Annotated in this window: 23 protein-coding genes; 9 read left to right on the top strand and 14 right to left on the bottom strand. The window is 71.6% G+C overall.

All coding sequences use genetic code 11. From position 1 onward, the window contains the following. The first annotated feature begins 164 nt into the window (after positions 1 to 164). Positions 165 to 788, top strand: coding sequence for an HAD family hydrolase (locus ACWEGE_RS04015; RefSeq protein WP_449658925.1), 624 nt, complete (start codon positions 165 to 167; stop codon positions 786 to 788). Here ACWEGE_RS04015 and ACWEGE_RS04020 read toward each other — a convergent pair. Then, positions 785 to 1,792: an NADP-dependent oxidoreductase gene (locus ACWEGE_RS04020; RefSeq protein WP_449658926.1), complete on the bottom strand. Its 1,008-nt coding sequence runs from the start codon at positions 1,790 to 1,792 to the stop codon at positions 785 to 787. The two genes, ACWEGE_RS04015 and ACWEGE_RS04020, sit on opposite strands and share 4 nt — an antisense overlap. A 150-nt stretch (positions 1,793 to 1,942) precedes the next feature. Continuing rightward, positions 1,943 to 2,377, bottom strand: a complete 435-nt coding sequence (locus tag ACWEGE_RS04025; RefSeq protein WP_449658927.1) for an SRPBCC family protein — start codon at positions 2,375 to 2,377, stop codon at positions 1,943 to 1,945. Positions 2,378 to 2,491: 114 nt separating this feature from the next. On the opposite strand from ACWEGE_RS04025, the gene ACWEGE_RS04030 reads away from it, so the two are divergent. Both ACWEGE_RS04030 and ACWEGE_RS04035 read left to right on the top strand, forming a co-directional pair. Then, a complete protein-coding gene (locus ACWEGE_RS04030) occupies positions 2,492 to 2,962 on the top strand; it encodes a MarR family transcriptional regulator (RefSeq protein WP_449658928.1) in 471 nt (156 codons plus the stop codon). A gap of 28 nt (positions 2,963 to 2,990) precedes the next feature. Next, positions 2,991 to 3,785 (top strand): class I SAM-dependent methyltransferase, encoded by a 795-nt coding sequence (locus tag ACWEGE_RS04035; RefSeq protein ID WP_449658929.1) that lies wholly within the window; start codon positions 2,991 to 2,993, stop codon positions 3,783 to 3,785. Between the two features lie 363 nt (positions 3,786 to 4,148). Here the strand turns inward: ACWEGE_RS04035 and ftsY are convergent, their stop codons facing one another. Continuing rightward, positions 4,149 to 5,438, bottom strand: coding sequence for a signal recognition particle-docking protein FtsY (ftsY, locus tag ACWEGE_RS04040; protein WP_449658930.1), 1,290 nt, complete (start codon positions 5,436 to 5,438; stop codon positions 4,149 to 4,151). A gap of 139 nt (positions 5,439 to 5,577) precedes the next feature. Between ftsY and ACWEGE_RS04045 the strand changes: the two genes are divergently transcribed. The 4 genes from ACWEGE_RS04045 (at position 5,578) to ACWEGE_RS04060 (ending at position 9,243) form a co-directional block, all read left to right on the top strand. Then, complete coding sequence (locus ACWEGE_RS04045; protein ID WP_449658931.1) at positions 5,578 to 6,783, top strand: anhydro-N-acetylmuramic acid kinase; 1,206 nt, start codon at positions 5,578 to 5,580, stop codon at positions 6,781 to 6,783. A 15-nt stretch (positions 6,784 to 6,798) separates the two neighbouring features. Continuing rightward, positions 6,799 to 8,364 (top strand): sodium:solute symporter, encoded by a 1,566-nt coding sequence (locus tag ACWEGE_RS04050; protein ID WP_449658932.1) that lies wholly within the window; start codon positions 6,799 to 6,801, stop codon positions 8,362 to 8,364. Positions 8,365 to 8,452: 88 nt separating this feature from the next. Next, complete coding sequence (locus tag ACWEGE_RS04055) at positions 8,453 to 8,953, top strand: DUF3455 domain-containing protein (protein WP_449658933.1); 501 nt, start codon at positions 8,453 to 8,455, stop codon at positions 8,951 to 8,953. A gap of 62 nt (positions 8,954 to 9,015) precedes the next feature. Continuing rightward, positions 9,016 to 9,243, top strand: a complete 228-nt coding sequence (locus ACWEGE_RS04060) for a hypothetical protein (RefSeq protein ID WP_449658934.1) — start codon at positions 9,016 to 9,018, stop codon at positions 9,241 to 9,243. Here ACWEGE_RS04060 and smc read toward each other — a convergent pair. The 4 genes from smc to ACWEGE_RS04080 all read right to left on the bottom strand — a co-directional run bounded on the left by smc (position 9,236) and on the right by ACWEGE_RS04080 (position 14,832). Beyond that, complete coding sequence (gene smc / locus ACWEGE_RS04065) at positions 9,236 to 12,838, bottom strand: chromosome segregation protein SMC (RefSeq protein WP_449658935.1); 3,603 nt, start codon at positions 12,836 to 12,838, stop codon at positions 9,236 to 9,238. The two genes, ACWEGE_RS04060 and smc, sit on opposite strands and share 8 nt — an antisense overlap. Positions 12,839 to 13,006: 168 nt before the next feature. Next, complete coding sequence (locus ACWEGE_RS04070; protein WP_364273937.1) at positions 13,007 to 13,294, bottom strand: acylphosphatase; 288 nt, start codon at positions 13,292 to 13,294, stop codon at positions 13,007 to 13,009. 198 nt (positions 13,295 to 13,492) lie between these two features. Continuing rightward, entirely contained in the window at positions 13,493 to 14,137 is a 645-nt protein-coding gene (locus ACWEGE_RS04075) for a hypothetical protein (protein ID WP_449658936.1), read from the bottom strand. A gap of 47 nt (positions 14,138 to 14,184) precedes the next feature. After that, positions 14,185 to 14,832, bottom strand: coding sequence for a TetR/AcrR family transcriptional regulator (locus ACWEGE_RS04080; protein WP_449658937.1), 648 nt, complete (start codon positions 14,830 to 14,832; stop codon positions 14,185 to 14,187). Between the two features lie 65 nt (positions 14,833 to 14,897). Between ACWEGE_RS04080 and ACWEGE_RS04085 the strand changes: the two genes are divergently transcribed. Then, positions 14,898 to 16,037, top strand: coding sequence for an acyl-CoA dehydrogenase family protein (locus tag ACWEGE_RS04085; protein ID WP_449658938.1), 1,140 nt, complete (start codon positions 14,898 to 14,900; stop codon positions 16,035 to 16,037). Positions 16,038 to 16,052: 15 nt separating this feature from the next. On the opposite strand, the gene ACWEGE_RS04090 is transcribed toward ACWEGE_RS04085, so the two are convergent. The 6 genes from ACWEGE_RS04090 to kdpF are packed head-to-tail and all read right to left on the bottom strand — an operon-like array spanning position 16,053 to position 23,745. After that, positions 16,053 to 16,751, bottom strand: a complete 699-nt coding sequence (locus ACWEGE_RS04090; protein ID WP_191310371.1) for a response regulator — start codon at positions 16,749 to 16,751, stop codon at positions 16,053 to 16,055. Further along, a complete protein-coding gene (locus tag ACWEGE_RS04095; RefSeq protein ID WP_449658939.1) occupies positions 16,748 to 19,279 on the bottom strand; it encodes a DUF4118 domain-containing protein in 2,532 nt (843 codons plus the stop codon). Before ACWEGE_RS04095 ends, ACWEGE_RS04090 begins: the two co-directional genes overlap by 4 nt. 4 nt (positions 19,280 to 19,283) lie before the next feature. Further along, positions 19,284 to 19,895, bottom strand: coding sequence for a potassium-transporting ATPase subunit C (locus ACWEGE_RS04100; protein WP_449658940.1), 612 nt, complete (start codon positions 19,893 to 19,895; stop codon positions 19,284 to 19,286). Between the two features lie 4 nt (positions 19,896 to 19,899). Further along, positions 19,900 to 21,948, bottom strand: a complete 2,049-nt coding sequence (gene kdpB, locus ACWEGE_RS04105; RefSeq protein ID WP_449658941.1) for a potassium-transporting ATPase subunit KdpB — start codon at positions 21,946 to 21,948, stop codon at positions 19,900 to 19,902. Beyond that, positions 21,945 to 23,606, bottom strand: coding sequence for a potassium-transporting ATPase subunit KdpA (kdpA, locus tag ACWEGE_RS04110; RefSeq protein ID WP_449658942.1), 1,662 nt, complete (start codon positions 23,604 to 23,606; stop codon positions 21,945 to 21,947). Before kdpA ends, kdpB begins: the two co-directional genes overlap by 4 nt. A 37-nt stretch (positions 23,607 to 23,643) precedes the next feature. Continuing rightward, positions 23,644 to 23,745 carry a K(+)-transporting ATPase subunit F gene (kdpF, locus tag ACWEGE_RS04115; RefSeq protein ID WP_176172230.1) on the bottom strand — a complete coding sequence of 34 codons (102 nt, stop codon included), beginning with the start codon at positions 23,743 to 23,745 and terminating at the stop codon, positions 23,644 to 23,646. A 403-nt stretch (positions 23,746 to 24,148) separates the two neighbouring features. Here kdpF and asnB point away from each other — a divergent pair, with 403 nt between their 5' ends. Further along, the gene (gene asnB / locus ACWEGE_RS04120) at positions 24,149 to 25,990 is read left to right on the top strand and encodes an asparagine synthase (glutamine-hydrolyzing) (RefSeq protein WP_449658943.1); all 1,842 of its coding nucleotides are present in this window, start codon (positions 24,149 to 24,151) and stop codon (positions 25,988 to 25,990) included. 21 nt (positions 25,991 to 26,011) lie between these two features. On the opposite strand, the gene ACWEGE_RS04125 is transcribed toward asnB, so the two are convergent. Further along, positions 26,012 to 26,494 carry an N-acetyltransferase family protein gene (locus ACWEGE_RS04125; protein ID WP_449658944.1) on the bottom strand — a complete coding sequence of 161 codons (483 nt, stop codon included), beginning with the start codon at positions 26,492 to 26,494 and terminating at the stop codon, positions 26,012 to 26,014. Positions 26,495 to 26,541 lie beyond the last annotated feature (47 nt).

Raw genomic sequence — 26,541 nt, forward strand, 5'->3', positions numbered from 1 at the left:
AACAACTACGTCAGCGACCCGAAAGCGAGGAGCGTGCGACCGACCGCCGCGCCCACCGCCGGTCGTGGGCCGGCTCCGGCGTGCCCGGATCGACCTGCCGGTCTCGGCGGCCGAGCTGGACGCGCGCCTCGACCACCGGGCGCTGACGGGGCAATACTGATCTCATGCTGTGCGTCTTCGACGTCAACGAGACCCTGCTCGACCTCTCCCCGATGGACGCCTTGGTCGGCGGCCCCGAGCTCCGGCGCGAATGGTTCGGCCTGGCCATCCACACCGTGCTCACGGTGACGGCGACCGGCGGCTACCGCGACTTCGCGGGCATCGCCGGCGACGCCGCCATCGAGGTCGCCGCGCGGCACGGCCGGGAGGTCGACCTCTCGAAGGTCGGCGAGGGACTGCGCAGCCTGCCCGCCCACCCGGACGTCGAAGCCGGCCTGGCGAAGCTCCGCGAACAGGGTCACACCCTCGTCGCGCTGACGAACTCGCCGCTCGCCACCGCCGAGGCGCAGCTGCTGCACGCCGGGCTGGCGCCGCTGCTCGACCGGATCTTCTCGGCCGAGCAGGTCGGCAGGCTCAAGCCCGCCCCGGAGCCGTACCGGCAGGTCACGGCCGCCTACCCCGGGGCGCGAGCGGTGATGATCGCCGCGCACGACTGGGACATCGCGGGCGCCCAGGCGGCGGGGCTCGAGACGGCCTTGCTCACCCGTCCCGGCGTCCACCCGCTGCCCGGCTCGCCCGCGCCCACCTACACCGCGTCGACCCTGACCGAACTGGCCGAACGCTTCTAGTCCGCGATCCGGACCAGCATCTTGCCGGTGTTGGCGCCCGAAAGCAGGCCGAGGAACGCCTCGGGCGCGTTGCGGATGCCGTCGACGAACGTCTCCGAGTACTTGATCTCGCCGGAGTTGACCAGCGGGGCGACTTCGGTGACGAACTGCTGCTGCAGGCCCCAGTGGTCGAGCACCAGCAGGCCGCGGATGGTGAGCCGCTTGGCGATGACCTGCGTGAGGTTGCGCGGCGCCGGCGTCGGCTCGGTCGCGTTGTAGGTGGAGATCATCCCGCAGACGGCGATCCGGCCGTGCACGGTGATCGCGTCGATCGCCGCTTCGAGGTGCTCGCCGCCGACGTTGTCGAAGTAGACGTCGATGCCCTCGGGCGCGGCCTTGTGCAGCTGCTCGGCGACCGGGCCGTCCTTGTAGTTGAAGGCGGCGTCGAAGCCGAGGTCGTCGACCAGGTGGCGGACCTTCTCCGCCGAACCGGCCGAGCCGATGACGCGCTTGGCGCCCTTCAGCTTCGCGAGCTGCCCGACCAGCGAGCCGACGGCACCGGCCGCGCCGGAGACGAACACGGTGTCGCCCGGCTTGAACTCGGCCGACTCCAGCAGGCCCGCGTAGGCGGTCAGGCCCGGCATGCCGAGCACGCCGAGGTAGGTCGACAGCGGCGCCGCGGCCCCGTCGACCTTGACGTACCGGCCCGCGTCCAGCACGGCGTGGGTGCGCCAGCCGGCCTGGTGCAGCACGTGGTCGCCCACCTTGACGTCGTCGACGTTCGACTCGACGACCTCGCCGACCGCCCCGCCGCTCATGACCTCGCCGACCTGGAACGGCGGCGCGTAGGACTTGACGTCCCGCATCCGGCCGCGCATCGCCGGGTCGACGCTCATGATCAGGTTGCGCACCAGGATCTGGTTCGGGCCCGCCGAAGGCACCTCGGTGTCGACGATCTCGAAGTTGTCGTGCGTGGGAACGCCCTCCGGTCGCGAAGCCAGCCGGATTTCGGTCGCCGTGCTCATCGTCGGATCCTTTCAAGTCTCGAAGCGGGGCAGACGCCCCGGATTCCACCCGATGCAACCAGCTAACCGGGGCGTAGATTCCGATTGTGAGGCGGCACACCCCACCTTCTTCCCCACCGCCACCCTCAGCGGAGGCGCCTCGCGCCGCTGTCACACAATCTCGGCGAGCTTCCCGAGGACGCCGTCGTAGATCTTCTTCAGCCCGCCGGGCGCGAAGGTCTTCTCGAAGAAGCCGCCGATCCCACCGGCACCGTCCCACGTGGTCTCGATCTTCACCACACTGCGTTCACCCGCTTCGGTGACCGTCCACGTGGTGACCATGCTGGAGTTCGCGTCGGTCTCGACCAGCGTCCCCGGCGCCGGCTCGGTGACGGTCGCCTTGACGTCCCGCACCCGCTTGGAGGTCGCCTGCAGCTTCCAGCCCGCCTTGGTGCCGGCGCCGACGCCGCCCTCGGTCACCTGGTAGTCGCGGTAGTGCTCGGTGAGCAGCTTCGGCCGCGTCTCGGCGTAGTCGGCGACGAGCGCGCGGACCTTGTCGGCCGGGGCGTCGATGGTGCGCTCCGCGGTGGCCGTGACCTTTCCCATTCCACTCCTTCTTCCCGGCGTACGAATCAGGGTCCACGATTTCACCGCCCGCCGCACCGCCGTCGGGCACCCTCGGCCGTTAGGCTGCTGCCCACCAACTGATACGAGGGTCGGATGAGTTCGGGAGCGCACCGCCGGTCGACCGTGGCGGTGAAGGACGCGCTGCGGGAGCTGCGCAACCAGCTCGCGCTGCTGAACCACCAGGTCAGCGCCCAGCTGGCGCTCAAGGACGTCGACCTGGAGTGCCTGGAGCTGATCGCCCGGCACGGCCCGCTCGGCCCGAGCGCGCTGGCCCGGCGCGCCGGGCTGCACCCGGCGACGCTGACCGGCATCCTCGACCGGCTGCAGAAGGGCGGCTGGATCGTCCGGGAGCGCAATCCCGACGCGGCCGACCGGCGCTCGGTCGCCGTGCGCGCGGTCCGCGGCCGCAACGGGGAGCTGTTCCGGCTCTACGCCGGGATGAACTCCGCGATGGACGAACTCTGCGCGGGCTACAGCGAGGAGGAGCTCGCGCTGATCGCCGGGTTCCTCCGCCGCGCGACGGCGGCGGGCCACACCGCGACGGGTGCTCTGGCCGACGGCTGACCAGCGGGTTCTGTGCTGTACTCGGGGCATGTGGCAGTCAGGGGACGCGTACGAGGCCTACATCGGACGGTGGAGCCGCCGGATCGCGGAGACGTTCGTCCGGCAGCTCGACGTGCCGGCGAGCCGGCGCTGGCTCGACGTCGGCTGCGGCACGGGTGCGCTGACGTCGGCGGTGCTGAGCGCGGGCGACCCCGCCGAAGTCGTCGGCGTCGACCCGTCCGAGGGGTTCCTGAAGACGGCTCGCGCGAGCGTGACCGACCCGCGGGCGTCGTTCGAGGTCGCCGACGCGCGCTCGCTGCCCTTCGCCGATGACCGCTTCGACGTGGTGGTGTCGGGCCTGGTGCTGAACTTCGTCCCCGAGCCGGCCCGCGCGGCCGCGGAGATCGCGCGGGTGACCGTCCCGGGCGGCTCGGCCGCCGCGTACGTCTGGGACCTCGCCGAAGGCATGGAGCTGATCCGCCGCTTCTGGGACGCGGCCGCCGAGCTCGACCCGGAGAAGGTCGCCGAGCTGGACGAGGGCCGCCGGTTCACGCTGTGCCGCCCGGAGCCGTTCGGCCGGCTGTGGACCGAAGCCGGCTTCACCGGGGTGTCCGTCGGCGAGATCAAGATCCCGACGGTGTTCGCCGACTTCGACGACTACTGGCAGCCGTTCCTCGGCGCGCAGGGACCGGCGCCGTCGTACCTGGCCACCCTGCCGCAGGCCGACCGCGACCGGATCCGCGAGCTGCTGCGCAGCCGCCTGCCGGCGGACCCGGACGGCTCGATCCCGCTGACGGCCCGGGCCTGGGTCGTCAGCGGGACCGCCTGGACGAGTGATGTGTAAGTCCGGTTGGTGAACAATCCTGTTCACCTCCGAAGCGCGATGGCTGCGGTTACCCGGCTGTTCCCGCTCTGCCGCGGCTTGGAAGAAAAAGCATGTCCTCGCCGGACCGGCAGGCTCCGGGATGACCACACCTACCGCTGCCACCTCGCCTTCTGGAGGTGGGCCGCTGGGTGGTCATCCCGTCGCCTGGTTGAGGCCTATCACTTTGAGCCGGGCCCGCAAGCTTGCGCTGTCATCTCGTGTTGGTCTTCGGGTTGCGGGCCCGGCTCAAAGTGATTTGACGGCCTCAGGCGACGGGATGACCACCCAGCTCCATGATTTCTGGGCTTCGCCCGACCACCAACCGAGTCACGCATTACTCGCTTAGCCGAGCAGGGCGTCCACGAAGGCACCGGGCTCGAACGGGGCCAGGTCGTCCGGCCCCTCGCCGAGGCCGACCAGCTTCACCGGCACCCCCAGCTCCTTCTGGACCTGGAACACGATGCCGCCCTTGGCCGTCCCGTCCAGCTTCGTCAGGACGATGCCCGTCACGTCGATCACCTCGGCGAACACCCGGGCCTGCATGAGCCCGTTCTGGCCCGTCGTCGCGTCGAGGACCAGCAGTACCTCGTCGACCTTCGCCTGCTTCTCCACGACGCGCTTGACCTTGCCCAGCTCGTCCATCAGGCCCGTCTTCGTGTGCAGGCGGCCCGCCGTGTCGACCAGGACCGCGTCCACGCCCGTGTCGACGCCTCGCTTGACCGCGTCGAAGGCCACCGCTGCCGGGTCCGCGCCCTCCTTGCCGCGGACGACCTCCGCGCCCACGCGCTCGGCCCATGTCTGGAGCTGGTCGGCCGCCGCCGCGCGGAACGTGTCCGCCGCGCCCAGCAGCACCGTTCCGCCCTGGGCCACCAGGACGCGGGCGAGCTTGCCGGTGGTCGTCGTCTTGCCCGTGCCGTTGACCCCCGCCACCAGCACCACCGCCGGCTGCTTGCGGCCGTCGACGGTGTGCGGCAGCGCCCGCACCGCGCGGTGGCCGTCGGTCGACAGCTGGGCGGTCAGCACCTCGTGCAGCACCTCGCGCGCCTCCGCCGACGACCGCACCGCGCGCCGGGAAAGCTCGTCGCGCAGGCGCTCGACGATCTGGTTGGTGGTCGCCGCGCCCAGGTCGGCCATCAGCAGCGTGTCCTCGACGTCCTGCCAGGAGTCCTCGTCGAGGTCGCCGGCGCCGAGCAGGCCCAGCAGGCTCGTCCCGAACACCGAGCGCGACTTCGACAGCCGGCCGCGCAGCCGCTCCATCCGGCCGGTCGCCGGCTCGATCTCCTCGGCGGCCGGGGCCGGTTCGACGACCTCGGCGTCCGGCAGCTTGACGTCCCGGACCGTGCGCTGAGCCGAGTCGCGGGGCACCGCCGCGTCGTCGCCCACCGCGGGCTGGCCGTCGACCTCCGGCCGGTCCTCGACCGGGTGCTCGGGGGCTTCGGCCTCGGCCGTGCCGCCCGGCGCGAGCGCGATGCCCCCGCTGGCCGCGTACGAACCGCCCTTCGGTTTCGCCTCGACCTCGCGCTGGGCGTCCAGGCTGATCCGCCGCCTGCGCGCGATCAGCAGGCCGGTCACCAGCAGGGCGACCAGGACGACGACGGCGACGACTACGAACAGGAACCAGGTGCTCGACACGGACCCATCCTTTCATCCGCGCTCCCCCGCCCCGGACACCCCGTCCGCCCAGGCAATTCATCACCACCTAGATCCCGATTGGGCCAAGACTTCACCGAGTGGGTTGCGTCACACCGGAGCCTCCACTAAACCCCTCCGGATGGGGATGAGCACGAGCCACGGTTTCCGGGTGATCGGCCTGATTTCGGGCACCTCGCTCGACGGCGTCGACGTGGCCGCGGCCGACCTGCACGCCGAGGACGGCACCGTCGTCCTGACGCCGCTCGGCGAGCTGGAAATCCCCTACCCGGAGCCCCTGCGCGAAGCCCTGCTCGCCGCGCTGCCGCCGAACCCGTGCACCGCCGGCGAACTGACCAGGCTCGACACCGGCGTCGGCCAGGCGTTCGCCGACGCCGCCGCGCGCGGTGCCGAAGAGCTGGGCGGCGGCGCGGACCTGGTCGCGTCACTGGGCCAGACGGTCTTCCACTGGGTCGAGAACGGCCACGTCCGCGGCACCCTGCAGCTCGGCCAGCCCGCCTGGATCGCCGAGCGCACCGGGCTGCCGGTCGTCGCCGACCTGCGGGCCCGGGACGTCGCCGCCGGCGGCCACGGCGCGCCCCTGGCGAGCACGCTCGACCAGCTGTGGCTGCGCGGCCTCGCCGAGGACACCGGACGGCCGGTCGCCGCGCTCAACCTCGGCGGCATCGCGAACATCACCGTCGTCGCCGAGGACCGGCCGGTGATCGCCTACGACACCGGCCCCGCCAACGCCCTGCTCGACCTCGCGGCCCACCGCGTGAGCGGGCAGCGCAGCGACGTCGACGGCCGCCTCGCCCTGAGCGGCTCGGTCCGCCGGGACCTGCTCGGCCGGCTGCTCGCCGCCCCCTACTTCGCCGCCGCGCCGCCGAAGTCCACCGGCAAGGAGCACTTCAACGCGGGCTTCCTCGACAGCGCACTGGCCGGCCTGGACAGCGTCGAGCCCGGCGACCTGCTCGCGACGCTGACCGAGCTGACCGCCGTCACCGTCGCCGACCAGTGCCGCCGCCACGGCGTCGCCACCGTCATCGCCTCCGGCGGCGGCGTCGCGAACCCGGCGCTGATGGCCGCGCTGGTCCGCGCCCTGCCGGACGCGGTGGTCAAGACCAGCGACGACCTCGGCCTGCCCGGTGCCGGCAAGGAGGCGTACCTGACGGCGTTGCTGGGCTGGCTGACCTGGTGCGGCGTGCCGGGTACCGTGCCGTCGGCGACCGGTGCCCGCGGGCCGCGCGTGCTCGGCGCGCTGGTCCCGGGCGACGGCCCCCTGATCCTTCCCGCCCCGCTGGGGGGCGCCGTGACCCGCTTGCGAGTCGCGGAGAAGTCCGGATGACGGTAGGAGTGATCCATGCGCGGTGTTGACCTCGCCATCATCGTGATCTACCTGGCGGCGATGCCGCTGATCGGCGTGCTCGTCGGCCGCAGGCAACGGTCGGCGGCCGACTACTTCGTCGGCGAACGCAGCCTCCCGTGGGGTGCGGTGATGCTGTCGGTGGTGGCCACCGAAACCTCGACGCTGACCGTGATCAGCACGCCCGGGCTGGTCTTCGGCAACGCGTTCCTGTTCCTGCAGCTGGCCTTCGGCTACATCATCGGCCGGACGGTCGCCGCGTTCGTGCTGCTGCCGCGATACTTCCGGGGCAACCTCGTCAGCGCGTACGCCTTCCTCGGGAAGCGGTTCGGCTCCGGGCTGCAGGGCACCGCGTCGGTGACGTTCGTGATCACGCGGCTGCTCGCCGAGGGCGTGCGCCTGTTCGCCGGCGCGATCCCGATCAAGGTGATCCTCGGCCACTACGGCATCCACCTCGACTACTGGGTGATCGTCGTCATCCTCACCGCACTGACGCTGGTCTACGCCTACATCGGCGGGATCAAGGCGGTCGTCTGGGTCGACGTCATCCAGCTGTCGCTGTACCTGGGCGGCGCCGCGGTGGCCGCGATCGTGCTGCTGAACAAGCTGCCCGCCGACTGGGCCACGCAGGCGTCCGCGGACGGCAAGTTCATGCTCGTCGACTTCACGAAGAACCTGCTGACCAGCCCGTACGCGTTCGTGACGGCGGTGCTCGGCGGCGCGGCGCTGTCGATGGCCTCCCACGGCGCGGACCAGCTCATCGCGCAGCGGCTGCTGGCCACGCGCAGCCTGCGCGACGGGCAGAAGGCGCTCATCGGCAGCGGCGTCATCGTCACCGTGCAGTTCGCGCTGTTCCTGCTGGTCGGGGCGATGCTGTGGGTGTTCAACGGCCGCAAGCCGGTGGCGCAGCTGGGGCTGCAGAGCCCGGACGACGTGTTCTCGCGGTTCATCATCGACGACCTGCCGGTCGGCGTCTCGGGCCTGCTCATCGCCGGGGTACTGGCCTCGACCATGGGCGCGCTGGCGTCGGCGCTCAACGCGCTTTCGACGTCCACCGTGGCCGACCTCTACCAGCGGTTCACCAAGCGCTCGCCGGAGGATTCGAAGCTGCTGCAGCACGGTCGCATGTGGACGCTGATCTGGGCGGTCGTGTTCGCGGTGTTCGCGTCGCTGTTCTCGACCACGAAGAACTCGGTGATCGAGCTCGGCCTGGCCATCACCGGGTACACCTACGGCGCGCTGCTCGGCTCGTTCCTGCTCGGCCTGCTGATCAAGAAGGCGCGGCAGGTGGACGCGATCGTCGCGTTCGTCGTCACGGTCGTGGTGATGGCGTTCGTCATCCTCGGGGTGAAGTTCAACGCGAAGACCGGCGGCTTGATCGGCGTCGACTTCGGCAAGGCGGCCGGGGACAAGGTCGCGCTCGCCTACCCGTGGTACACGCTGATGGGCGTGGTCATCACGCTGGTCGTCGGCGGCCTCCTGTCCCTGCGGCACCGCACGCCGGACCCGAAGGCGGCCGAGGCCGAAGCCGCGGGCAAGGCCGAGGAGGTCCGCGCCGCCTGATTCTCCTGAACCGTTTCCGGCGGGCGCCCGTGTCCATTTGCGGGAGCCCGCCGAAAAGCGGCGGGAGAGGATTTCGAAGGTGGATTCCATGAAGCGGATGACGGTGGCGCTCGCGGTGGGTGCCCTCCTGGTCGGCGGCGCGGCGACGGCTTCGGCCACCCCGGCCGGCTCGAAGGTGCCGGACGCGATCAAGGTCCCGGCGGGCAACCACCCGGTGGCCACCTACCCGGCCGAAGGCGTGCAGATCTACGGCTGCACGAACGGCGCGTGGGCGCTGATCCAGCCCGCGGCGGTCCTGTCGAAGCACGGACAACCGGTGGCCCTGCACAGCAAGGGCCCGGTCTGGACGTCCATTGTGGACGGCAGCACGGTCGGCGCGGCGGCGGTGGCGACCTCGCCGCGCAAGGACGCGATCCCCGAGGTCCTGCTCAAGGCCAACCTCAACACCGGCGACGGGATCTTCGGCAAGGTGACGTATGTCCAGCGCCTGAACACCCGCGGCGGCGTCGCCCCGGCCGGCGCGTGCACGGAGGGCGCGCAGACGGCGGTCCGGTACTCGGCGGACTACGCCTTCTGGGTCGCCGGCTGAAAACCGCGGGTCCTTCCCCCTGCTCCCCCGTAGCCTTAACCCGGGAGAGCAGGGGGTTTCGCATGGCGTTCTTCATCGGGCTCGGCGCGGTCCTGGCCGTGGTGCTCGTCATCGCGCTGGTCGTGGACCGGTCCGACCGCAAGCGCGGGGTCAAGCGCGGCATGCTCACGCCCCGCGGGCGCCGGCCGCGGGTCGGCGACGTGCAGTGGATGGGCAGCGACCTCAGGCATTACGAGCCCCGCGCGCGAGGCGAAGACCGCCCCGCTCCGCGTGAGGACGAGGTCAGCTGACCGGGACCGGCTCTTCCTCGGTCGTGCGCAGGCGCTGCGAAATCACCTTCGTGATGCCGTCGCCCTGCATGCTCACGCCGTAGAGCGCGTCGGCGATCTCCATGGTCGGCTTCTGGTGGGTGATGATGATCAGCTGCGAGGAGTCGCGCAGCTGCTCCAGCAGCCCGATCAGCCGGCGCATGTTGGTGTCGTCGAGCGCCGCCTCGACCTCGTCCATCACGTAGAACGGTGACGGCCGGGCGCGGAAGATCGCGACCAGCATGCCCACCGCGACCAGCGACTTCTCGCCACCCGACAGCAGCGAAAGCCGCTTGACCTTCTTGCCCGGCGGGCGCGCCTCGACGTCGACGCCGGTGGCCAGCAGGTCGTCCGGCTCGGTGAGGACCATCCGGCCCTCACCGCCCGGGAAGAGCACGCCGAACACCGTCTCGAACTCGCGGGCGACGTCCGCGTACGCCGAGGCGAAGACCTCGAGGATCTTCTCGTCGACCTGCTTGATGACGGCTTCGAGGTCCTTGCGGGTGTCCTTGAGGTCCTCCAGCTGCGTGGAGAGGAACTTGTACCGCTCTTCCAGCGCCGCGAACTCCTCCAGGGCCAGCGGGTTGACCTTGCCCAGCAGGGAAAGGTCCTTCTCGGCGCGCTTGGCGCGACGGGCCTGGGTGTCGCGGTCGTACGGCATCGGCGGCGGCGGGGTGACGTCCTCGCCGCGGTCCTTGGCCGCCTCGTACTCGGCCATCTCGCCCGCGCTCGGCGGGACCGGGACGTCCGGGCCGTACTCGCGGACGAGGTCCTCGAGCCCGATGCCGAAGTCCTCGGCGATCTTGGCTTCCAGCGTTTCCAGCCGCAGCCGCTGCTCGGCGCGCAGGACCTCGTCGCGGTGCACGGCGTCGGTCAGCTTCTCCAGCTCGCCGGTGAGCTCGCGGACCTTGGCGCGGACACCGGTCAGCGCCTGCTCGCGGCTCTGGCGGCGGGCCTGGACCTGGTCGCGCTCGGCGGCCGCGCGCTGCACCGAGTGCTCGATGCGCTCGAGGGCGAGCTCGCCGGCGTTGACGACGGCGTTGGCGATCTCGGCGCCGCGCTTGCGGGCCGCGGCGGCGCGCTCGGCGCGTTCGCGGGCCTGCTGCTCGGCGTGCGCGGCGCGGCGGAGGCCTTCGGCCTTGCCGGCGATGCTGCGGGCGCGCTCCTCGGAGGTGCGCTGCGCGAGCCGCGCCTCCATCTCCTCCTGCCGCACGACGGCCAGTTCCTCGACGGCGGCGTCGCGCTCGGCGGTGTCCGGGTCGTCCTCGACGGGCTGCTCGGCGACGGCGGCGAGGCGCTCCTCCAGCTCGGCGAGCTGGGCCAGCGCCTGGACGCGGCTCTGCTCGACCTTCGCGCGCTGCCCGGACAGCCGCTCGACCTCGGCCTGCGCCTGGCGGGTGGCCTGCTGCAGCCGGCTGAGCCGCTCCGAAGAGCGCGCCTTCCGGACCTTCGCCTCGCCGAGGGCGTCCTTGGCCTGGGAAACCTCTTCGCGACGCGCCTGCTGCTCGGCACGGGCGCCTTCCAGCTCGGCCGCGTACCGCTCCAGCGAGCGTTCGGCCAGGCGCAGCCGTTCGGCCGCCTCGTCGACCGCGGCCTGGACCTCGATCACGCTCTCGCGCTTGCCCGACCCGCCGATCGCCCAGCGGGCGCCGAAGACGTCGCCCTCGGCGGTGACCGCGCGGACGTCCGGGTGCACCGCCACGAGGTGCCGGGCCGCGTCGAGGTCGCGGACGATGGCCAGCTTCTCGAGCGCCTGCTCGACCGCGGGGCGCAGCTGCGGCGGCGCCGTGACGACCTCGCGGGCCCAGCGCGCGCCTTCCGGCAGCGACGGCCACGCGTAGGTGTCCACGGTGAACTCCGGGCCGCCGAGCAGGATGCCCGCGCGGCCGGAATCGGTCTCCTTCAAGTACTTCAACGCACGCAGGGCGTCTTCGCCGCCCGCGACGGCGATCGCGTCGGCGACCGGGCCGAGCGCCGCGGCGAGCGCGACCTCGTACCCGGGCTCGACGGTGAGCAGCGCGGCCACCGACCCGAGCAGGCCCGGCAGCTCGTGGGACGCGCCGAGCAGCGCACCCGCGCCGTCCTTGCGCTTGAGGCCCATGGACAGCGCCTCGACGCGCGCCTTCTCCGACGCGATCTCGCGCTCGGCCGCGCGTTCGGCCTTGACCAGCTCTTCGACCCGCGCCTTGGCGGCGTTGTTGGCCTCGACCGCGCGGTCGTGGCGGTCCATCAGGCCGGCGTCGTCGGATTCCTCCGCGCCGCCTTCGGCTTGGGCCATCTCGAGTTCTTCGACGGCGATCTCGGCGCGCTCGGCGGCTTCTTCGATGGAGACGCTGAGCCGGTCGATCTCGTCGGTGGTGGCGCCGTTCTTGCTGCGCAGGGCTTCGACCTGGCCGGTCAGCTTGGCCATGCCCTCGCGGCGGTCGGCGATGGCGCGGACGGCGGCCCAGTGCGCGCGCTCGGCGGCCTGGACGCGCTGTTCGAGGTCCTCGCGCCGCAACACCGTCTGGGCGAGCAGCTCCCGGGCCTCCATGACGGCCTCGTTGAGCTCTTCCTCCTGCTCGGCGACGCGCTCGGCCTCTTCGAGGAGCTCCTCGGGGTCGCGGCCGCCGGTGTTCGCCGCGACGTCGGCGGAGAGGTGCCGCTGGCGCTCGATGGCGAGGCGGACGGTGCCGCGCAGGCGCTCGGCCAGTGCGGACAGCTTGTACCAGGTCTCCTGGGCGGTCTGCAGCAGCGGCGCGTCCTCGGCGAGCGAGGCTTCCAGCTCGGCTTCTTCGGCCGAGACGATCTCGAGGGTCTGCTCGACTTCGGCGCGGCGCGCGCGGGCGGTCTTCTCGTCGGCCTCTTCGCGCGCGATCGCGTCGCGCTGGGTGACCAGGTCGTCGGCGAGCAGGCGCAGGCGGGAGTCGCGCAGCTCGGACTGGACCGACTGGGCCTTGCGGGCGATCTCGGCCTGCTTGCCCAGCGGCTTGAGCTGGCGGCGCAGCTCGGTCGTCAGGTCGCCGAGGCGGTCGAGGTTGCCCTGCATGTTGGCCAGCTTGCGCAGGGTCTGTTCCTTGCGCTTGCGGTGCTTGAGGACGCCCGCGGCCTCTTCGATGAACGCGCGGCGCTCCTCGGGCTTGGACTCGAGGATCGCCGAGAGCTGGCCCTGGCCGACGATGACGTGCATCTCGCGGCCGATGCCGGAGTCCGAGAGCAGCTCCTGGACGTCCATCAGGCGGCAGCGGTCGCCGTTGATCTCGTACTCGCTCGCGCCGTCGCGGAACATCCGGCGGGTGATCGAGACCTCGGAGTACTCGATCGGGAGCGCGCCATCGGCGTTGTCGATGGTGAGGGTGACCTCGGCGCGGCCGAGCGGGGCGCGGCCCGCGGTGCCGGCGAAGATGACGTCCTCCATCTTGCCGCCGCGCAGGTCCTTGGCGCCCTGGGTGCCCATGACCCAGCGCAGCGCGTCGAGCACGTTGGACTTGCCCGAGCCGTTCGGCCCGACCACGCAGGTGATGCCGGGTTCGAAGCGCAGCGTGGTGGCCGAGGCGAAGGACTTGAAGCCCTTGAGCGTCAGGCTTTTCAGGTGCACGTGGTGCTGACCCCTCTGGCCGCGGGTACTGGCGGTTCAATCGTCCCAGGCTACCTGGGGGCGCCCGGGGTCCGCCGGACGCGCCCCCTCCTCGGCGCGCCTAGCACACCCGCAGCGGCCTCAGCAACACCACGAGCCACACCGGCCCCGGACGGACCAAGGCCCGGCCTACCGCTCGACGAACCCGCTGAGCCCCCCTTTCGGGTCGGACCAGCGCTCGGCGACGTGCTCCACACTTCCGGGTGATTCTCCCGACCGTAACGCGGACAACAACCGCTGACAGTGGTCGCGACTACCCTCCGCTATCACCTCGACACGCCCGTCGGCCAAGTTGCTCGCGCTCCCGACCAGGCCGAGTTCCAGCGCACGGCTGCGCGTCCACCAGCGGAAACCGACGCCCTGAACCCGGCCGCGGACCCACGCCGTCAGCCGGGTGTGGGTTTCTTCCTCACTCACGCACTACATCCCTTCCGGGTCAACCGACCGCGCACAGTAACGGATCAAGGCCACTACCTGGGCGAATACCCGCACGCCGGTGATAACCTCCCCGCCGAGGTCACTCCCCCGCCGTGGGCGCACTGCTCCATCCGCACCAGCGCCCCCGATCCACGACCTCGCTGTGTCATTTCAAGGCTGTGTCACTTCAAGGCTGTGTCACTCCGAGCTGTGCCCCCTCCCCGAATTCCCCAAGGAGCCCCGTATGCCCCGCCCCGACGGGCCGGATTCGAGCTCTCGGATCACCAGGATCGACACCGCGCCGCCCAAGAGCAGCAAACCGAACCGCACCGGGTACGTGGTGCTCGGGGTGGCCGGACTGGTCGTCGCGACCGCGTTCGCCGCCGTGGCCGAGCTGGCCGGGCCGGGCACCGCCTCGACCGCGGGCGGCACGGGCGGCCCCGGCGGCCAAGGCACCGTCCCGGCCGGGGTGCGGACCCTGCCGGCCACGCCGTCGCCGAGCGACCCGGCGACCTCCAGCGGAGCTCCGGCGACGTCGAACCCGACGTCGCCGAGCGCGCCGACGACCGTCGTGTCGGTGAGCCCGGACGGCAAGACGACCACCACGGTCGTCACCCAGCCTTCGCCGCCCCCGCCGCCGCGCATCGACACCGGCGGCAACCCGCCGCCGGCCACGACGCCCCCGTTCACACCGCCGACCTCGACTCCTCCGACGTCGGAGAAGCCGCCGACCACGACGCCGACCACCCCGGTCACGCCGCCCACGACGACGACCACGGCCAGCGGCGGCGGCTCGAGCTCGGCCGGCGCCCCGTCGTCGAGCACGACCGGCACCAGCGCCACAGCCTAACGCCAAGTGCCCCACGGCTGTGGCGCTTAGGCTGTGGCGCTTAGACCTGGGCCAGGAGGGCCGCGACTGTCGCGTCGCGCAGGAACTTCCCGTAGCGCTCCGGGGACCACCCGCGCTCGAGGCAGAGCAGCTCGTACTGCTCGGGGCCGTGGTAGGTCCACAGGATGTCGCGGACGTCGTCGGCGCCCAGGCCGGGCTTGACCTGCCCGGTGCCCAGCAGCTCGGCGGAGAAGTAGGTCATCGCCGTCAGCATCTCCTGCCGCATCTGCACCCACACCTCGGCGGCCGCGGGGTCGGCGGCGGCCGCGTCGCGGGCCAGCAGCTGCACCGGGAACACCGCGGGCGCGGTGCCGGCCAGGTGACCGAAGTACAGCTCGATCTTCCGCGCCGCGTCCGGCTCGGCCCGGATTTCGGCGATGAAGTCACGGCCGGCGATGGGGACGTCCTCGTCGTCGCCGGCGACCGTGACGTCGAAGACGGCCTTGAGCAGCGTGGCCTTGTTGGCGAACGCCTTGTAGACGGTCTGCACGGCGACCCCGGCCGCCTTCGCCACCTCGGGCATCGCCGTGCCCGCGTACCCCTTCTCCCGGAACAGCTCCGACGCCGCCGCCAGGATCCGGCGGCGGTTCTCGCGCGCCTGCTCCTGACGCCGCGACGTGTCGTACCGGCGCTTGACAGGGCCGTCCATTTAGGTAGAGACTCCTCTATCAAATAGATACGCATCTATCATGACACCCTGAGGGGGCGCTGACCATGATGGAACAAGCCACCACCGACGCCGTCACCGCCGCGCGGGAGCTCGCGCCCGAGCTGAGCGCGCGGGCCGTCGAAGCCGAACGGCTGCAGACGCTGCCCCGCGACCTCGTCGAGCGGGCCCGCGAAGCCGGGCTCTTCCACCTGGCGACGCCGCGGGCGCTCGGCGGGCAGGAGCTCCCGCCCGCCACGGTCGTCGAGACGATCGAAGAGCTCGCGCGGGCGGACGGCTCCGCGGGCTGGACGATCACCATCGGCAACGGCTCGGCGTTCCTCGCCTGGCTGGACCCGGCCGTCGCGGCCGGCCTCGTCGCCGGCACGCCGGCCCCGATCGGCGGCGGCGTGTTCGCGCCGATGGGCAGGCTCACCCCGGACGGCGACGGCAAGTTCACCCTCGCCGGCCGCTGGGGGTTCTGCAGCGGCAGCCCGCACACCGACCTGTTCTTCAACGGTGGCTTCGCCGGCGGCGACCCGCGCGACTGGCGGCTCGCCGCGGTGCCGGCCGCCGAGGTGCGGGTGGTCGAGAACTGGGACGTCACCGGCCTGCGCGGCACCGGCAGCCACGACGTCGAGATCGACGCGGTGGTGCGCGCGGAGCACACGATCTCGCCGTTCACCAACCCGGCGCGCCACGACGGCCCGCTGTGGCGGCTCCCGTTCTTCACGTTCGTCGGCACGCTGATGGCGGGCGTCCCGCTCGGCATCGCCCGGCGCGCGCTGGACGAGTTCACCGGATTCGCGCCGGCCAAGTTCCGCCCGCCGGGCCCGGGCCCGATCGCCGAGGACGGCGACGTCCAGCTCGCCCTGACCCGCGCCGAAGGCCGGCTGCGGTCGGCGCGCGCGTTCGTCTTCGAGGCACTCGGGCAGCTGTGGGACACCGCGTGCGCGGGCGACGTCCCGGACGTCCGGCAGCGCGGCCAGTTCCTGCTGGCGACCCAGCAGGCGATGCACGCCTCGCTGAGCGCGGTGGACATCGCGTTCGGCTACGCGGGGGCGGGCGCACTGCACGCGGACCAGCCGCTGCAGCGCTGCTTCCGCGACCTCCACGCGGCGGCCCAGCACATCTACTTCTCGGCCGCGGCCTCCAAGCGGTACGCGAAGCTGCGGTTCGGGATCGAGCAGCCGACCTTCTGGTTCTAGCCGCGGTCGCGGCGGTCAGACCTCGAAGCGGTACCCCATCCCGGGTTCGGTCAGCAGGTGCCGGGGCCGGGAGGGCTCCCGCTCCAGCTTGCGCCGCAGCTGGGCCAGGTACACCCGCAGGTAGTGGGACTCGGTCTCGTACGACGGGCCCCACACCTCGTGCAGGAGCTGCTTCTGCGCCACCAGCCGGCCGCGGTTGCGGACCAGCAGCTCCAGCACGCCCCACTCCGTCTTCGTCAGGTGGACCTCCTCGCCGTCGTGGCGGCGGACCTTCTTCGCCGCCAGGTCGACGCTGAAGGACGCCGTGTCCACCACCGCGTCCGCGCCGTCCGCACCCGCCACCGCCGAGCGGCGGACCGCCGCGCGCAGGCGGGCCAGCAGCTCGTCCATGCCGAACGGCTTCGTCACGTAGTCGTCGGCGCCCGCGTCGAGGGCCTCGACCTTGTCCGCCGAGTCGCCGCGGGCCGACAGCACGATGATCGGGACCGTCGTCCAGCCGCGCAGGCCCGCGATCACCTCCGTGCCGTCGAGGTCCGGCAGGCCGAGGTCCAGCACCACCACGTCCGGTTTGGTCTCGGCCACGGCCTTCAGCGCGGCCGTGCCGTCGTGCGCGGTGATCACCTTGTAGCCGCGGGCGGTCAGGTTGATCCGCAGTGCCCGCACGATCTGCGGCTCGTCGTCCACCACCAGCACGGTGGCGCCCGGGTCGCTCATCGCACCCCCTCCTCTTCGTACGCCACGCTGAACGCGGGCAGCGAGACCACGACCGTGAGCCCGCCGCCCGGGGTGTCCTCGGCGCGGATCGTGCCGCCCATCGCCTCGGTGAACCCCTTCGCCACCGACAGCCCGAGCCCGACGCCCGGCGTCGTGTCCCGGTCGCCGCCGAGCCGCTGGAACGGCGCGAACGCCGAATCCGCCGCCCCCTTGCGCAACCCCTTGCCGTGGTCGACGATCCGCAGCTCGACCTGGCCCGAGTGCGCGCTGGCCCGGGCCGACACCGGTGCCGCGCCATGGCGCAGCGCGTTGTCCAGCACGTTCGCCACCACCCGTTCCAGCAAACCGGGGTCGGCCAGCACCGCCGGGAGCTGGTCGTCGACCGCCACCACGACGTCGTCCGAATTATCCACATTGGACAGCGCGTGCGCGACGACCTCGTCGTAGCCCACCGGGCGCAGGTGCGGGCGGACCGCCCCGGTGGCCAGCCGCGACGAGTCCAGCAGGTTGTCGATCAGGCCGGCCAGCCGGTCGGCGGACAGCTCGATGGCCTCCATCAGTTCCGCGGTGTCCTCTTCGGACAAATTCAGATCGGCCGCACGCAGGCTGCCGATCGACGCCTTGATCGACGTCAGCGGCGTCCGCAGGTCGTGCCCGACGGCCGAGAGCAACGTCGTGCGCAGCTCGGTCGCCTCGGCCTTGCGCTCGGCGCGCGCCGCCGCGGCCGCGGCCCGCTGCTGCCGCAGGGCCAGGAACGCCTGCCCCGCCACGGCTTCCAGCACCCGCCGGTCCGCCGCGGGCAGGGCCCGGCCGCGCAGGGTCAGGTGGACGTCGGCGGTGACGGCGATGTCGGCGTCCGCCTCGTCCGGGTCGGCGCACGGGTGCTCCCCCGCGGTCGCCACGCACTGCCACGCCCCGTCCTGCTTCTCCAGCAGCGTCACCGACGTCAGCGCGAAGTTCTCGCGGACCTTCGCCAGCAGCCGCTCGATCGGGTTCGTGTGGGTCAGCACGGTCCGGGCGTAGGAGGCCAGCAGCGCCGCCTCGGTCCGGGCCCGCGCCGCCTGCGCGGCCCGGCGCGCGGCCTGGTCGACGACCAGCGCGACCAGCACCGCGACCACGACCATCGCGATCAGCGTCACCAGGTTCTGCGGGGTGTGCACGTTGAGCGTGTACAGCGGCGGCGTGAAGAAGAAGTTGAGCAGCCCGGCGCCGAGCACGGCCGCGGCCAGTGCCGGCCCGAGGCCGCCGACCAGGGCGACGATGACCGTGACCAGGACGTAGGCGATGACGTCGGTGGCGAAGTCGAGCCCGCTCGGGACGAAGACGCCCACGAGGGTGACCAGCACCGGCAGCACGATGCCCAGCACCCAGCCCGTCACCAGCCGCGAGAGCCCGAGCGGGCTCGCGGCCAGCCCGGTCCGCAGCCGCCCGCCCGCCTCGGAGTGGGTGACCATGTGCACGTCGATCGGCCCCGACCGGCGGACCACCGATGCGCCGATGCCCTCGTCGAACAGCCGGGCCACCCGGGAGCGCCGCGAGGTGCCGATGACGAGCTGGGTCGCGTTGACCCCGCGGGCGAAATCGAGCAGGGCGGCCGGCACGTCGTCGCCGACGACCGTGTGGAACGTCGCTCCCACCTCCTCGGCGACCTTGCGGCAGCGGGCCATCGCGGCCGGGCCGATCCCGGCCAGGCCGTCGCCGCGCAGGATGTGCAGCACCTGCAGCTCGGCGCCGGCGCGGGCGGCGATGCGGCTGGCCCGGCGGATGAGCGTCTCGCTCTCCGGGCCGCCGGTGATCGAGGCGACGACGCGTTCGCGCGCCTCCCACGTGTCGGTGATCCGCTGCTCGGCGCGGTAGCGCTGGAGGGCGACGTCGACCTGGTCGGCCACCCAGAGCAGCGCCAGTTCGCGGAGGGCGGTCAGGTTGCCGGGCCGGAAGTAGTTGCCGAGCGCGGCGTCGATCCGCTCGGCCGGGTAGACGTTGCCGTGCGCGAGCCGCCGCCGCAGCGCCTCCGGCGTGATGTCGACCAGTTCCAGCTGTTCGGCGCGGCGGACGACCTCGTCCGGGACGGTCTCCTGCTGGGTGACGCCGGTGATCCGCTCGACGACGTCGTTGAGGCTCTGCAGGTGTTGCACGTTGACCGTGGACAGCACGTCGATGCCGGCGTCGAGGATCTCCTCGACGTCCTGCCAGCGCTTGGCGTTGCGCGAGCCCGGCACGTTGGTGTGCGCGAGCTCGTCGATGACGGCGACCTCGGGCGTGCGGGTGAGGATGGCGTCGACGTCCATCTCGTCGAAGGTGCGGCCGCGGTGCTCGGTGTGCCGCCGCGGGACGGTCTCGAGGCCGTCGAGGAGCGCCGCGGTCTTCTCGCGGCCGTGCGTCTCCACCAGCCCGACGACGACGTCGGTGCCGCGGTCGAGGCGCCGCCGTGCTTCGCCGAGCATGGCGAAGGTCTTGCCGACGCCCGGAGCCGCGCCGAGGTAGATCCTCAGTTCTCCCCGGCGCGGCTTCCCGTTCTCCGTGGTCACGGTGTCAGTGTGCCCCTCCGGCCGCGGCGCGCACGGCCAAGTTGAGCGGGAGCACATTCACCCCGGGGACGCCGATCCCGGCCCCGCTCGTGTTCTGCTCGATCAGCTGCTTCACCCGGTCGAGGGGCAGGCCGGTGTTCTTCGCGACCCGTGCGGCCTGGAGGTCGGCGTAGGCCACGCTGATCGCCGGGTCGAGGCCCGAGCCCGACGCCGTCACCGCGTCCGGCGGTACCTGATCGGGTGTCACGCCTTCGCGCTGGGCGATGGCGTCCTTGCGCTCGCCGATGGTCTTCACGAGGTCCTCGTTGTACGGGCCCTTGTTGGACGCGCCGGAAGTCGACGGGTCGCCGGGACCGAGCGCGTCCTTCGCCAGCGCCGAGGGGCGGGTGTGGAACCACGGGTCGTGCGCCGGGTCGGCGGGCACCGGGTCGACGCCGATGAGCGTCGACCCGACGGCTTGGCCGTTCTGCGTCACGAGCGAGCCCTCGGCGTTGCCCTCCAGGCCGGGGATGCGGGCGACGGCCCACACGGCCAGGGGGTAGAGGACCCCGAGCAGGACGGTCATCACGAGCAGGACGCGCAGCCCGGCCCAGGTCTGTTTGACGAGTGTGTTCACGGGTTCACCCGATTCCGGGGATGAGGCGCACGAGCAGGTCGATCAGCCAGATCCCGAGGAAGGGGCTGACGATCCCGCCGAGGCCGTAGACGAGCAGGTTGCGGCGCAGCAGGGCCGAGGCCGACGACGGCTTGTACCGCACGCCGCGCAGGGCCAGCGGGATGAGCACGACGATGATCAGCGCGTTGAAGACGACCGCGCTCAGGATCGCCGACTTCGGCGTGGCCAGGTGCATGATGTTCAGGCCGCCCAGCTGGGCGTAGATGCCGGTGAACATCGCGGGCAGGATGGCGAAGTACTTGGCCAGGTCGTTGGCGACGCTGAAGGTGGTCAGCGCGCCGCGGGTGATCAGCAGCTGCTTGCCGATCTCGACGATCTCGATCAGCTTCGTCGGGTCGCTGTCGAGGTCGACCATGTTCCCGGCTTCCTTGGCGGCCGAGGTGCCGGTGTTCATCGCGACGCCGACGTCGGCCTGCGCGAGCGCGGGGGCGTCGTTGGTGCCGTCGCCGGTCATCGCGACCAGCCGGCCGCCTTCCTGCTCCTTTTTGATGAGCGCCATCTTGTCTTCGGGCTTGGCTTCGGCGAGGTAGTCGTCGACGCCGGCGTCCGCGGCGATGGCCTTGGCGGTGAGCGGGTTGTCGCCGGTGATCATCACCGTCTTGATGCCCATCGAGCGCAGTTCGGCGAAGCGCTCCTTCATGCCCGGCTTGACGACGTCGGACAGCCGGATCACGCCGCGCACCACGGTGTCCTCGGCGACGACCAGCGGAGTGCCGCCCTGGGCGCTGATCTCGTCGACCACCCGCTCGGTCTCCTCGGGGAAGTCGCCGCCGTTGTCGCGCACCCACGCGCGGACCGCTGAAGCCGCCCCCTTGCGGATCCGTCGATCGCCGATGTCGAGGCCGCTCATCCGCGTCTGCGCGGTGAAGGGGACGAACTCGCCGTGCTCGTCGCGGTCCGCGTGGGCCTCGGTGAGTTCGACGACGCTGCGGCCCTCGGGGGTCTCGTCGGCCAGGCTGGCCAGCCGGGCGGCGCGGGCGAGCTCGTCCGGGGTGGACGACCCGACCGGGATCAGCTCGGTGGCGCGGCGGTTGCCGAAGGTGATCGTGCCGGTCTTGTCCAGCAGCAACGTCGAGACGTCACCCGCGGCCTCGACCGCGCGGCCGCTCGTCGCCAGGACGTTGCGCTGCACCAGGCGGTCCATGCCCGCGATGCCGATCGCGCTCAGCAGCGCGCCGATCGTCGTCGGGATGAGGCACACGAGCAGCGCGGTCAGCACGATCACGGACTGCTCGGAGCCGGAGTAGCGGGCCATCGGCTGCAGCGCCACGACGGCGAGCAGGAAAATGATCGTCAACGTCGAAAGCAGGATCGTCAGCGCGATCTCGTTCGGCGTCTTCTGCCGCGAAGCGCCTTCCACCAGCGCGATCATGCGGTCCACGAAGGACTCGCCCGGCTTGGTGGTGATCTTCACGACGATCCGGTCGGACAGCACGGTCGTGCCGCCGGTGACGGCGCTGCGGTCACCGCCGGACTCGCGGATGACCGGGGCCGACTCGCCGGTGATGGCCGACTCGTCGACGGTCGCGATGCCTTCGACGACGTCGCCGTCGCCCGGGATCACCTGGCCCGCCTCGACGACCACCAGGTCGCCGACTTTCAGTTCGACCCCGGGGACCTGCTCCTCGGAGCCGGTCTCGGTGAGCCGCCGGGCGACGGTCTCCTTCTTCGACCGCCGCAGGCTTTCGGCTTGGGCCTTGCCGCGCCCTTCCGCGACGGCTTCGGCGAGGTTCGCGAACAGGACCGTGAACCACAGCCAGACCGCGATCAGGATGGTGAACACGCTCGGGTCGGTGACGGCGAAGACCGTGGTGAGCGCGGAGCCGACCCACACCACGAACATCACCGGGTTGCCGAGCTGGTGCTTCGGGTTGAGCTTCCGGAACGCCTCGGGCAGCGACGTCCAGAGCTGGCGCGGGCTGAAGACGCCGGCGCCGACGCGCCCGGCCGGTTCGGCGGGAGTCACCTGGGGGCGTTCTTCGGTGACGGTCATGCGAGTGCCTCCGCGATGGGCCCGAGCGCGAGCGCCGGGATGAACGTGAGGGCCGCGACGAGCACCACCGTGCCGGTGAGCAGGGTGGCGAACAGCGGCCCGGTGGTGGGCAGGGTGCCCGCGGTCTCGGGCACCTTCCGCTGGGTGGCCAGCGAACCGGCCAGGCAGAGCACGGCGAGGATCGGCACGAACCGGCCGAACGCCATGGCGACGGCGAACGACGACTGGAACCAGTCGCTCGTCGCGGTCAGGCCGCCGAACGCGCTGCCGTTGTTGTTGCCGGTCGACGCGTAGCCGTAGAGGATTTCGGACAGGCCGTGCGCGCCGGAGTTGCCGAGCGCGCCCGCCGTGCCCGGCAGCAGCAGGGCGATCCCGGAACCGAGGAGCACGACCGTCGGCATCGCCAGCATCGCGATCGCCGCGCAGGTGACCTCGCGCCTGCCGAGCTTCTTGCCCAGGTACTCCGGTGTGCGCCCGACCATCAGGCCGGCCAGGAACATGGCGATGATCGCCATGACGAGGATGCCGTAGAGGCCGGTGCCGACGCCGCCGGGCGAGATCTCGCCGTAGAGCATGTTCAGCAGCGGACCTCCGCCACCGAGCCCTGAAAGGCTGTCGTGCGCGCCGTTGACCGCGCCGGTCGAGGTGCCCGTGGTGGTGTCGGCGAAGATCGACGTCGAGCCGATGCCGAACCGCTGTTCCTTGCCTTCCATGCTCGCGCCCGCGGCCAGCGCGGCCGGGTTGTCCGCCTTGGCTTCGGAGAACCAGATGAGCGCCAGCGAAGCCGCCCACAGCAGGCTCATCACGCTCAGCAGGACGTACCCCTGGCGGCGGTTGCCGACCAGCGTCCCGAACGCGCGGGTCAGGCTGACCGGGATCACCAGGATGAGGAACAGCTGGATCAGGTTCGTCCAGGCGTTGGGGTTCTCGAACGGGTGCGCGGAGTTGGCGTTGAAGATGCCGCCGCCGTTGGTGCCCAGCTCCTTGATCGCCTCCTGGCTCGCCGCCGGGGCCAGCGCGATGGTGCCGTGGCTGCCGTCGGGGTTCGCCACGGCGACGCCGGCCTTGAGGCTCTGCACGACGCCCAGCGCGACCAGGACGAGCGCGAACACGAACGCCATCGGCAGGAGCACGCGGACCGTGCCGCGGGTGAGGTCGACCCAGAAGTTGCCGAGCCGGTCGGTCTTCGCGCGGACGAACCCGCGCGTCACCGCGATGGCCACGGCCAGGCCGACGCCCGCCGACAGGAAGTTCTGCACGGTCAGCCCGGCCATCTGCACGAAGTGGCCCATCGTCGTCTCGGGGACGTAGGACTGCCAGTTCGTGTTGGTGACGAACGAGATCGCCGTGTTGAAGGCGACGCCGGGGCTCACCGCGCCGCGGCCGAGGTTCCACGGCAGCAGCGGCTGCAGGCGCTGCAGCAGGTAGAGCAGGACGACCGAGACGAACGAGAAGCCGAGCACGCCCGCGGCGTAGGTCGGCCACCGCTGCTCGGAGTCCGGGTTGACGCGGAAGAGCTTGTAGAGGCCCTTCTCGAGCTTCAGGTGCTTCTCGGTGGAGAAGACCCGCGCCAGGTAGTCGCCGAGCGGTTTGTAGACCACGGCGAGCGCGGCGAGGAGCAGGCCGAGCTGGATGAGCCCGGCCGTCGTGTCGGTCATTTCAGCCCCTCCGCGGGGAAAAGCACGTCGGGACGCATCAGAATTTCTCCGGCTTGATCAGTGCGATGAAGAGGTAGACGAGCAGGCCGAGCGCCAGCAGTCCGCCGACGACGTTGGCCACCGATCCCGCGCCGCTCACAGCTTCTCCAGTCCGCGCAGCGCCAGCGCGAGCACCACGAAAACGCCGATCAGGAGCACGGCGTAGAGCAAGTCGGCCACAGGCACCTCTCAAGACGGGTCACCGGGTTCGGTGACCGGACGACGTTCACTGTGCGGTTCCGGGACGCCGTTCCGGCCCGCGGCTGATGGCCTCTTGATGCGTTCCTGACACCCGTTTACGCCGTCTTGACGGCTGGTGGCGGCGGTCACGCAAACGTTTGCCGCAATGTCACGACATGCAGTTGGTCAGTGACTCACGACACACCGCGTGACCGAACAAGTGCGGAAAGTGCAATTCGGGCAGACAAGATCTCCAGGGCGTGTTACACCTGTGTTACCGATAGTTGTATCGGCTAAGCAAATCTTGGGAGAGGGGATCACCTATGTGCGGTATCGCCGGCTGGGTTTCCTACGACGCCGACCTCACCCGCCGCCAGGACGTGGTCGACGCGATGACGGGGACCATGGCCTGCCGCGGGCCGGACGACTCGGGGACGTGGGTGCGCACGCACGTGGCGCTGGGCCATCGGCGCCTGGCCATCATCGACCTGCCCGGCGGCCGTCAGCCGATGACGGTGCACACGCCGAACGGCGACGTGGCCATGGTCTACAGCGGTGAGGCCTACAACTTCACCGAGCTGAAGGAAGAGCTGACCAAGCTGGGCCACAAGTGGGAAACCGACAGCGACACCGAAGTGGTGCTGCACGGCTACCTGCAGTGGGGCGACGAGGTCGTCGACCACCTCAACGGCATGTACGCCTTCGCCATCTGGGACGAGCGCGACCAGCGGCTCGTGATGATCCGCGACCGGATGGGCATCAAGCCGTTCTACTACCACCCCACGCCCGACGGTGTGCTGTTCGGCTCCGAGCCGAAGGCGATCCTGGCGAACCCGCTGGCCAAGAAGGTCGTCGACCTCGACGGCTTCCGCGAGCTCGCCGGCTTCACCAAGCGGCCGGGCTGGTCGCTGTGGAAGGACATGCGCGAGGTCGAGCCGGGCACGCTCGTCACCGTGTCCCGCGAAGGCATCCGGACGCGCACGTACTGGAAGCTGGACGCGAAGCAGCACACCGACGACCAGGAGACCACGGTCGCCCGCGTCCGCGAGCTGATGACCGACATCGTGCACCGGCAGCTCGTCGCCGACGTCCCCCGCTGCGTCCTGCTGTCCGGCGGCCTCGACTCCAGCGCCGTCACCGGGCTCGCGGCCGCGCACCTGGCCGAGCAGGGCGAGCGGCTGCGGACGTTCTCCGTCGACTTCTTCGGCCAGGAGGAGAACTTCAAGCCGGACGAGATGCGCGACACGGCCGATTCGCCGTTCGTCCGCGACGTCGCCGCCCTGGTCGGGTCCGCGCACAAGGACGTCGTGCTGAACCCGGCCGAGCTGACCGACCCCGAGGTGCGCCGCGCGGTGCTGCGCGCGCGGGACATCCCGGCCGGCCTGGGCGACATGGACACGTCGCTGTACCTGCTGTTCAAGGCGATCCGCGCCGAGTCGACGGTGGCGCTGTCGGGCGAGTCGGCCGACGAGGTGTTCGGCGGCTACCGCTGGTTCCACGACGAGAAGGCGGTCAACGCCGACACGTTCCCGTGGCTGGCGTTCCGCACGTCGATGATGGACGAGCGCTCGACGCTGTACACGCCGGAGCTGGTGAAGAAGCTCGACGTCGAGTCCTACATCGCCGACCAGTACGCCACGGCGGTCGCCGGGGTCGAGCACCTGGACGGCGAGTCGGCCGTCGAGGCGCGGATGCGGACCATCTGCAACCTGCACCTGACCCGGTTCGTGCGGATGCTGCTCGACCGCAAGGACCGCGCGTCGATGGCGGTCGGCCTGGAGGTCCGCGTGCCGTTCTGCGACCACCGGCTGGTCGAGTACGTGTACAACACGCCGTGGTCGCTGAAGACGTTCGACGGGCGCGAGAAGAGCCTCCTGCGCCACGCCACTTCGCACGTCCTGCCGGACTCGGTGGCCCAGCGGGTGAAGAGCCCGTACCCTTCGACCCAGGACCCGGGCTACGCGGCGGCGTTGCAGCAGCAGGTCAAGGAGGTCCTGGCCGAGCCGGACCACACGGTGTTCGACCTGGTCGACCGCACCTGGGCCCACCGGGTGTCCGAAGTGGACCCGGCCGCGATGCCCCCGGCGGCGCGCGTCGGCCTGGACCGGCTGCTCGACCTCTACCACTGGATCGAGATGTACCGGCCCACGCTCGAGCTCGCCTGAGGTGCGCCTGCGGCTCGGCGGTCATCCGCGCCGGCCGAGCCGCAGGTCCGCGGCCACCTCGTCCCCGTCGATGGTGAGTGCCGCGCCGATCCCGGCGAGCAGCGACCGGGCGCGGACGTTGCCCGCGGTCGTCGAGGCGATGAGCCCCGCCGCGCCGCTCGCACTGGCCTCGGCCAGCAGCAACGCCGTCACCTGCTTGCCGATCCCACGGCCGCGGGCGTCCCGGGCCAGCCAGATGCCCGCCTCGACCGCGTCGCCGTGGGGTTCCAGGCGGGCCGCGCCGACCGCGACGCCGTCGGCGTCGATCACCCAGGTGCGTTCCACCGCGGTCACCGGGTCGAGGGACCGGGCTCGGTGGAAAGTCAGGAACGCCTCGCGGCGCGCGGGTGTCCAGCCGGGCGGGCCGTCGACCGGGGGCATGACGTCCAGCGGATCGGCCCCGGCTTCGGCGGTTTCGAGCAGCCGCACCAGGGCGGCCTCGTCCAGCGGAGTCAGCACGATCATGCCCGGATCATCGCCGCCGTCACCCGCCCGCGCGAACGGATTTCGCC

The organism is Amycolatopsis sp. NPDC004747, from assembly GCF_053601335.1.

What these genes read in the sequence shown, in the direction of transcription:
- ACWEGE_RS04015 (WP_449658925.1), top strand. Translation starts at nt 165, where the DNA reads ATGCTGTGCGTCTTCGACGTCAACGAGACCCTGCTCGACCTCTCCCCG.
- ACWEGE_RS04020 (WP_449658926.1), bottom strand. Translation starts at nt 1,792, where the DNA reads ATGAGCACGGCGACCGAAATCCGGCTGGCTTCGCGACCGGAGGGCGTT.
- ACWEGE_RS04025 (WP_449658927.1), bottom strand. Translation starts at nt 2,377, where the DNA reads ATGGGAAAGGTCACGGCCACCGCGGAGCGCACCATCGACGCCCCGGCC.
- ACWEGE_RS04030 (WP_449658928.1), top strand. Translation starts at nt 2,492, where the DNA reads ATGAGTTCGGGAGCGCACCGCCGGTCGACCGTGGCGGTGAAGGACGCG.
- ACWEGE_RS04035 (WP_449658929.1), top strand. Translation starts at nt 2,991, where the DNA reads ATGTGGCAGTCAGGGGACGCGTACGAGGCCTACATCGGACGGTGGAGC.
- ACWEGE_RS04045 (WP_449658931.1), top strand. Translation starts at nt 5,578, where the DNA reads ATGGGGATGAGCACGAGCCACGGTTTCCGGGTGATCGGCCTGATTTCG.
- ACWEGE_RS04050 (WP_449658932.1), top strand. Translation starts at nt 6,799, where the DNA reads ATGCGCGGTGTTGACCTCGCCATCATCGTGATCTACCTGGCGGCGATG.
- ACWEGE_RS04055 (WP_449658933.1), top strand. Translation starts at nt 8,453, where the DNA reads ATGAAGCGGATGACGGTGGCGCTCGCGGTGGGTGCCCTCCTGGTCGGC.
- ACWEGE_RS04060 (WP_449658934.1), top strand. Translation starts at nt 9,016, where the DNA reads ATGGCGTTCTTCATCGGGCTCGGCGCGGTCCTGGCCGTGGTGCTCGTC.
- ACWEGE_RS04080 (WP_449658937.1), bottom strand. Translation starts at nt 14,832, where the DNA reads ATGGACGGCCCTGTCAAGCGCCGGTACGACACGTCGCGGCGTCAGGAG.
- ACWEGE_RS04085 (WP_449658938.1), top strand. Translation starts at nt 14,898, where the DNA reads ATGATGGAACAAGCCACCACCGACGCCGTCACCGCCGCGCGGGAGCTC.
- ACWEGE_RS04090 (WP_191310371.1), bottom strand. Translation starts at nt 16,751, where the DNA reads ATGAGCGACCCGGGCGCCACCGTGCTGGTGGTGGACGACGAGCCGCAG.
- kdpB (WP_449658941.1), bottom strand. Translation starts at nt 21,948, where the DNA reads ATGACCGTCACCGAAGAACGCCCCCAGGTGACTCCCGCCGAACCGGCC.
- kdpA (WP_449658942.1), bottom strand. Translation starts at nt 23,606, where the DNA reads ATGACCGACACGACGGCCGGGCTCATCCAGCTCGGCCTGCTCCTCGCC.
- asnB (WP_449658943.1), top strand. Translation starts at nt 24,149, where the DNA reads ATGTGCGGTATCGCCGGCTGGGTTTCCTACGACGCCGACCTCACCCGC.
- ACWEGE_RS04125 (WP_449658944.1), bottom strand. Translation starts at nt 26,494, where the DNA reads ATGATCGTGCTGACTCCGCTGGACGAGGCCGCCCTGGTGCGGCTGCTC.